The sequence below is a fragment of the Zoogloea oleivorans genome (genome assembly GCF_008107625.1).
GTDB lineage: Bacteria > Pseudomonadota > Gammaproteobacteria > Burkholderiales > Rhodocyclaceae > Zoogloea > Zoogloea oleivorans.
In genome coordinates this window covers 1-5,496 of sequence record NZ_SDKK01000056.1, presented here as the reverse complement: position 1 = coordinate 5,496, position 5,496 = coordinate 1, and the positions used below count along the sequence as shown (strand labels likewise).

The following is a 5,496-nucleotide window of genomic DNA, read 5'->3' as shown; positions in this document are numbered from 1 at the left end:
TGCGCGATCCGGCCAGCGGCCGCGCCTGGCCGCTGCGCCGCAGCGCCGCGGAAATCGCCCTCTACCGCCCGCAGGCCACCCCGGCAGATTTTCTGGAACGTTTCCTGGCCAGCTTCGAAGGCTTCCTCACCACCGTTGAAGACCGCATCGGCGCCGCCCACCTCCTCACCGACCCGAGCAGCGTGCCCGAAGCCCGGCTCGACTGGCTCGGCACCTGGATCGGCGTGGCCTTCGACCCCGCCCTGCCGCAGGAGCGGCGGCGCGCCTGGCTGGCCGCCGCCCCGTGGCTGGCACGCCTGCACGGCACCAAGGCCGGCCTGCAGATGGCCCTCGACATTGCCAGCGGTGGCGCCGTGCGCAGCGGCGCGATCGTGGTGCTGGAAGACTTCCGGCTGCGCCGCACCCTGGCCACCCTGCTCGGGGTGAATCTCTCCGATGAGCACGACCCGCTGCTGCCCGGCCTCGTCATCAGCGGCAATTCGGTGGTCGGCGACACCCTGATTCTCGGCGAACGGGAGCAGGCCGAACTGCTCGCCCTGTTCCGCCCCGAGGTGGCCAGCGACGCCGAAAACAGCGCCGTGCTGGCCTTTCTCGACGAACTGGCCAACCGCGCCACGGTGCTGGTGCACCACAGCGTCAGCCCCCAGGACCTCGGCCTGCTGCGCCGCATCGTCGAACTGGAAGGCCCCGCCCATGTGGCGACCCGCGTGCTCAGCGCCACCTGGCCGTTTCTCGTCGGCATCGCCAGCCTGCTCGGCGTCGATACCTACCTTGGCCCGCCACGCCGGCCGCTCCCGGCGCGCGTCAACCGCAGCAGCCTCGGGCAGGACTTCGTCCTCGGCCCGGTGGCGGTCGACCCGCGCATGGCCGGTGCCGCCGCGCCACCGCCGCCGCTCGAACTCCCGGTCGCCGATGCCGGCGACGACCGCCGTGTGCCCTTCGGCGAATCCTTCATGTTGGATGGCAGCGGCTCCCGGGCTGCCCCCGCTCGCAGCCTCGCGAGCTTTATCTGGCGGCGCCTGCCGCAAATCTGAACCCCAAGGAGAGTGCCATGGCTGACTTTGTGATCAACACCGACATCACCACCGACACCCCGACCATCGAGGTCACGGTCAATCCCGACCGGCCCCTGCCGACCGGCCGCCACCGCTTCCGGCTGATCGTGGTGGACGACGCGGGCAACCGTTCCGCCGCCGACGAAGTGGAGATGATCATCGCCGACCAGACGGCACCCACCGCGGTCCTCAACGTGCCGCGCATCGTTGCCTTCGGCAACAGCTTCAACCTGGATGGCAGTCGCTCCTTCGACGTCGGCGGCGGCCGCATCGTCCAGTTCGTGTGGACCTACCTCGGCCCCACAACGGTCATCGGCTGAGACGGACATGGCCCGCTTTGCCGTCGGACAGGCTATCCCGGGCGTCGAACCGGTCATCGTGGTGGATGCCGGCCTGCCTGTTGGCGGACACCGCTTCCAGCTCGTCGTGGTGGACAGCGCAGGCCGCCGCAGTGCGCCGGTGGAGGCCGTCGTCACCGTCAGCCGCGTCCTCACACCGATACCGGACCGGCCGGAAATCATCCTGACCGGAACCACCACGCCGGTCGTCCTGCGACCCGGGCGCACCCCGCGCAAAACCAAGCGGAGCAAACCGACATGAGTGCCCTCACCCGCCTCCCCGAAGCCGATCCGCTGTATGCCCGGCCACGGCCCCAGCGTCCCTTCTACGCCACCGGGATGCTGCTCGACGCCGCCGACTTCAGCGCCGAACAAACCTACCACCGCGGCCGTCTGGCCCAGGCCCTGGCCCTGCTGTCCGGCGGCGGCACCCTGGCCGGGCTGGCCGTCAGCCACAGCGCCGCAGACCTGCCCACCGACCGCCCCGAGGAGATCCGCGTCGCCGCCGGCGTGGCCATCGACCGCCTCGGCCGCCTCGTCGAGATCGGCCGCCCGGCCTGCCTGCGCCTGCAACGCTGGTGGGACGCCAGCCTCGCCGCCGACGGTGGCGACAGCCTGCGCCGCGCCACCTACGCCAACCTGCCGCGTTTCCTCAGTGCGCGCATCCAGGCCGAAGCCGGCACCGGCGACATTCCGGCCGTCCCCGCACGGGCCGTGGTCGCCGACGTTTTCCTGCGCTTCGTGGCCTGCGAAACGGGGCTCACCCCGAGCTTCGCCAGCGGCCCCTTCGATGCCCTCGACGCGGTCGCCACCGCGCGCCTGTCGGACGCCTACGAGCTGCTGCTGGTGGCCCGCGACGCACTCGACGACGCCTACAGCGGCCTGCCCAACCCGGGCCCCGATCTGGCCGCCATCGCCGACCCGGCCGCCCGCCGCGCCGCCCTGCAGGACGCCGTACTGGCCGGCTGGGAAGCCAGCGGACGCAGCGGCCAGGAAGGACAGCTGGCCCCGGCCGCCGAACACCCGCGGGATTTCGACCCCACCGCCGTCTTTCTGGCCCGCGTGCTGATCCCGGTGACGGCAGATGTGCCGCCGCAGCGGGACGGCACGGCGGTCCTCGTGGACAACTGGTCGCGCCGCTTCATCCCGTCGCTGGGCCTGCTCGGCCGCTGGGTCGGGATCTGAAGCGGGCACACGCCACCGGACAACATCATCAGGAGTTCGCCATGAACCTTGTAAAGGGAAGCAACCGCGAGAGGATCGCCCCCGAGGACGTCGCCGCCCTGCGGCAAGCCGGCGCGCTGGTGCAGGACGCCCGGCGCGAACGCCCGCGCTGGTTCGACGGCCGCTTCCTGGCGGCCCGCGACCTGATCCGCGAACAGCAGTATTTCCTCACCCGTGAGGCCGATCTGGGCAAGGCTGCCGGCAGCGGCGTGGCCGTCGGCCTGGCCGTCAGCGAGGGCGCTGCAGCGCAAAGCCTGGTCATCGGTGCCGGGCATGGCATTACCCCGTCGGGCGAGCTGGTGCTGCTGCACTCCAGCCTCACCGTGCGCCTCGCCGACATTCCCCGCGCCGAACAGCTGACCGCCCGCTTCGGCCTCGGCCGGCTGCCCCAGCCACCGCTGCGCAGCCGCAACGGGCTCTTCGTGCTGGCCCTGCGGCCGGTGGAATTCACCGCCAACCCGATCGGCGCTTACCCCACCTCGATCACCGGCCAGCGTACGGTAGAGGACGGCGACATCATCGAGGCCACCGCCATCGTGCTGGTGCCGTGGCCCGACGACGGCAACGCCCAGTCCGCCGACGAGCGCCGCGCCAAGGCCGCCCGGGCGATCTTCTTCGACGGCGTCGATCGCGGCGTGTCGGCCAACCTGCTGCCGCTGGCCATGATCGCCCTGGCCAACAACACCGTGGAGTGGATCGACGCACCGATGGTGCGGCGCGAACTGGGCGCCAACCGCAGCGACCTGCCCGGCCTCGGCTTCGCTCCCCACGCCCTGCGTCTGGCCTACCTGCTGCAGCACCAGGCGCACGTCGCCGACGCGGCCCAGGCCGCCAACGGACGCAGCTTTCCGGCCGCCAGCCACTTCTCGGCCCTGCCCCCGGCCGGCCCGCTGCCGCCGGCAGTCATCAACCCGACCGACTTCACCCAGGGCTATTTTCCGGCGGAAATCGACGTGGACTTCTCGATCATCCCCGAAGATGAGCTGCCGGCCCTGATCGAGGAATCGCTGGCCCTGCCCGGCATCGACCTCGGCGCCGCCGCCGAAACCCTCGAATCCACCTCGGTGCTGATCCTCGCCCCGGTGCCGCGCAACGAATGGCGGGCCGTGGTGGCCCGCCTGACCAGCCTGCGCCGCGCCGTGCGGCCCGCCGCCCCCAACCTGATTGCCGCACGCAAGCCGCTGGAAATCCTCCAGCGCATCCGCCTGCCGCGGTCGGTGGTGATTCCGCCGGACCCGACCAGCCCCTCCGACGCCGAATGGCAGCGCCTCGCCCAGTTGCCCGGCCTGTGGTTCGTGCGCCGCCGCAACATCGCCTACCGGGAGGATCTGGCCGGCACCGCCCTGCGCTTTGCCGGTGCCGACATCATCACCAACGATCGCCTGCGCCTGCGACTCGACGGACTGGGCCTGCGCAACCAACTCGACACCCTGCTCGAACGGGCCACCCCGGCGGCCGGATTCGAACTGCGCAACCTGCTGGCTTCCCCGCGCTTTGCCGACTCGCCGGCCCTCACCGCCGCGGCCATCGGCGAATTCAGCCGGGTGCCCGACCTCGACCAGGCCAGCGCCCTGCGCACCGCCGCCACCCTCACCGGCAGCCAGGTCGGCAGCGGCCTGTCGCGGATCGAGCGCGGCAGCAACGTCGGCAGCGACCCGGCCGCACTGCAAGGCATCGCCAACCGCACGGACTGGCTGAATCTGGACCGCGAAGCCGCTGTCGCCCCGACCGAATCCCTGTCCCGGATCGGCTCCACCCTGACTGGCACAGCGCTGCCCGCCACGGGCTTCACCGTCGTCCCGTCGATCCTCACCACGCCGCTGCGCAACACGACAACGGTTGTGGAACGGCCAGTGGTCACCGATACACGCATCAGCACAGGCCCCGTTCTGCGCGCGACACAGGCACCGGCGGAAGGGGCACAAGCGCAGCCCGGAGCGAAGGGCAAGGGAAAGGGAAAAGGCAAGTGACCCGAAAGCACGCCGGATGGCCCGCGCCGCGCGGAGCCGCCTTGTCCCGAGCCCCGTCTGGCCGGAACCGCCCTTCTCCTGAACGAGGAGCCTGACCATGAGTACCACGCCGATCCGCCTGCCCCTTCCCGGGGAACAGGTCCTCCAGCTCTCCCCCGCGGACGCCGCCGAAGCCGCGACGACCTGGCTGCGGCGTCCCAATCTCTTCCCCAGCCGGGCCCTCACCGCACCGACCCTGGATGCCCGCAGCCACTGGGCCGCCGGACATGTCGTGCAGCGCGGCCAGGCCTTCACACCGGGCATCGCCCAGGGGCTGGAACTCGACTACGTCATCACGCCTCCCACCGAAACCGGTGCCCGCCCCACGGTGCGCCTGCATATCGCCGCCGGCAGCGGGCTGGCCGCCAGCGGCGAGGACGTCTGGCTGGCGCGGCCCATCGAGGTGGACTTCTACGGCCTGCCGGTAGTCGTCCCGGCCGACCTCCCCGATGGCGGGGGTGGCGGCACCGGCGCCTTGCGCAACCGCATCATCGGCCCGAGCCTCGGCGAGTTCCTGAGCAGCAACCCCGGCACCCTGCCCCTGGCTGGCATCCTCGTCCTGCAACCGGTGGCGGTGGACGTCGCCGGCATCGACCCGCTGGACCCTTGCGAGTGCTGCGGCTGCGCCGAAGGCAACGTGAGCTTCGAAGACTGGCGCCTCGCCGACGCCGTGCGCCTGCTGTGGTACGCCTGGCCGGTGGAATGGCCGGCGCTGCCGGCCCCCGGCCCGCGCCTGCGCAACACCCTGGCCTACCGGGTCTTCGACGCCGAACGGGCCCTCACCCCCGACGGCATGCTGCCGTGGGAAGAATTCGGCGTACCGATCGGGCTGATCGGCGTCGATGCGGCCTTTGTGCCGGCCTTCGCCGA

The 5,496-nt window shown here is 71.7% G+C and carries 6 protein-coding genes; all 6 read left to right on the top strand.

Annotated features, from left to right (window positions below):
* The coding region (locus ETQ85_RS25365; RefSeq protein WP_246128913.1) for a phage tail protein at positions 1 to 1,034 on the top strand (1,034 nt) is incomplete at its 5' end.
* Between the two features lie 17 nt (positions 1,035 to 1,051).
* Positions 1,052 to 1,375 carry a hypothetical protein gene (locus ETQ85_RS25360; protein ID WP_148581782.1) on the top strand — a complete coding sequence of 108 codons (324 nt, stop codon included), beginning with the start codon at positions 1,052 to 1,054 and terminating at the stop codon, positions 1,373 to 1,375.
* A gap of 7 nt (positions 1,376 to 1,382) precedes the next feature.
* Complete coding sequence (locus ETQ85_RS25355; RefSeq protein ID WP_148581781.1) at positions 1,383 to 1,655, top strand: hypothetical protein; 273 nt, start codon at positions 1,383 to 1,385, stop codon at positions 1,653 to 1,655.
* On the top strand, positions 1,652 to 2,578 hold the full coding sequence (locus ETQ85_RS25350; RefSeq protein WP_148581780.1) for a hypothetical protein: 927 nt from the start codon (positions 1,652 to 1,654) through the stop codon (positions 2,576 to 2,578). Before ETQ85_RS25355 ends, ETQ85_RS25350 begins: the two co-directional genes overlap by 4 nt.
* Positions 2,579 to 2,619: 41 nt before the next feature.
* Positions 2,620 to 4,587 (top strand): hypothetical protein, encoded by a 1,968-nt coding sequence (locus ETQ85_RS25345; RefSeq protein WP_187394874.1) that lies wholly within the window; start codon positions 2,620 to 2,622, stop codon positions 4,585 to 4,587.
* A gap of 97 nt (positions 4,588 to 4,684) precedes the next feature.
* The coding region (locus tag ETQ85_RS25340; RefSeq protein ID WP_222862315.1) for a hypothetical protein at positions 4,685 to 5,496 on the top strand (812 nt) is incomplete at its 3' end.